Raw genomic sequence first — 1,138 nt, forward strand, 5'->3', positions numbered from 1 at the left:
GGTGGGGAAATTATTAAAACGGATACAGTGGAGAGCTTATTATCCACGCAGGAGCGGATATTTTGGCGGGTGGAACCTATTCAAAAGGGCGCGGAAATACTTAGCAGCTTCACCGAAATTACCTTAAATCAAAAATATATCATTACAGCCTATGATGAACTCAAGACACCAGAATGGAATGCTGCTCTTAACCAAGCAGGCGTGAGGGTGCATGAAATGAATCGAAAGCTCCCGGGATTGGAAGAATTGTTTTTGCAAGTTACGGGGGGAGGTGCGGGCATTGAATAACTTGGTCCAAAATGAAATGATGAAGTTGCTGGCAAAGAAACGGTTAATCATAATCGGTCTCATCGTTGGAATTTTAGTCCTGATGTTTACATATGCCCAATACAAACAAGTGGAAGAGCAGCGGGAGAAGTTGGGAACTGATGATTGGCGTGCAGCTCTTCAGCAGCAAATCATTGATACTCAAAATCGATTGGGCTCCAATAGGATGCTCGATGAATGGCGTGAACAGCTGCAAGTTAGTCTAAAGCAGCAGCAATATTATCTCGATCATGATATCAATCCCTCAGAACCAGGCGCAGCCACTTTTACACGCATGTTTTTGGAAAATGCAATCGATTTGTTCATTCCGCTGTTAATCATGATTGTGGCTAGTGATATGGTTTCTTCCGAAAATAGTCAAGGGACAATCAAGCTTTTGCTGACACGGCCAGTGGAGCGCTGGAAAATCTTATTGAGCAAATATGTAACATTATTATTATCGGTTTCGATTATCGTGGCGGTGACAGCCTTATTGTCTTACCTATTATCGGGTATCGTTTTCGGATATCAAGGTTGGGGGGCCCCTGTAATAACCGGATTTGAATTGAAGGGGGCTGACGTGGATGTCAGTCAAGTAAGGCTAGTGGAACAATGGAAATTCCTATTGATGGATTTGGGACTTGTCTGGCTGGTGGCGGTTGTTGTAGGGACCCTTTCTTTCATGCTTTCGGTACTGGTGAGAAGCACCCCTGCAGGCATGGGTATCATGCTGGCTGCATTGATTTCCGGGGCTATATTGAACAATATGGTTTCATCATGGGAATCAGCGAAATATTTCTTTATGGTGAATTTGAAATTGACCGCTTATATT

The 1,138-nt window shown here is 43.5% G+C and carries 1 protein-coding gene and 1 pseudogene; both read left to right on the forward strand.

The window, feature by feature from the left end; genetic code table 11:
* Positions 1 to 288, forward strand: a pseudogene (locus AC1DVB_RS27450) (ABC transporter ATP-binding protein); the annotation flags it as partial.
* Positions 281 to 1,138: ABC transporter permease (locus AC1DVB_RS27455; protein ID WP_477591994.1), on the forward strand; the 858-nt coding region annotated here is incomplete at its 3' end. The pseudogene AC1DVB_RS27450 and the gene AC1DVB_RS27455, both read left to right, overlap by 8 nt.

The sequence above is a fragment of the Peribacillus sp. P4_D6 genome (assembly GCF_056401795.1).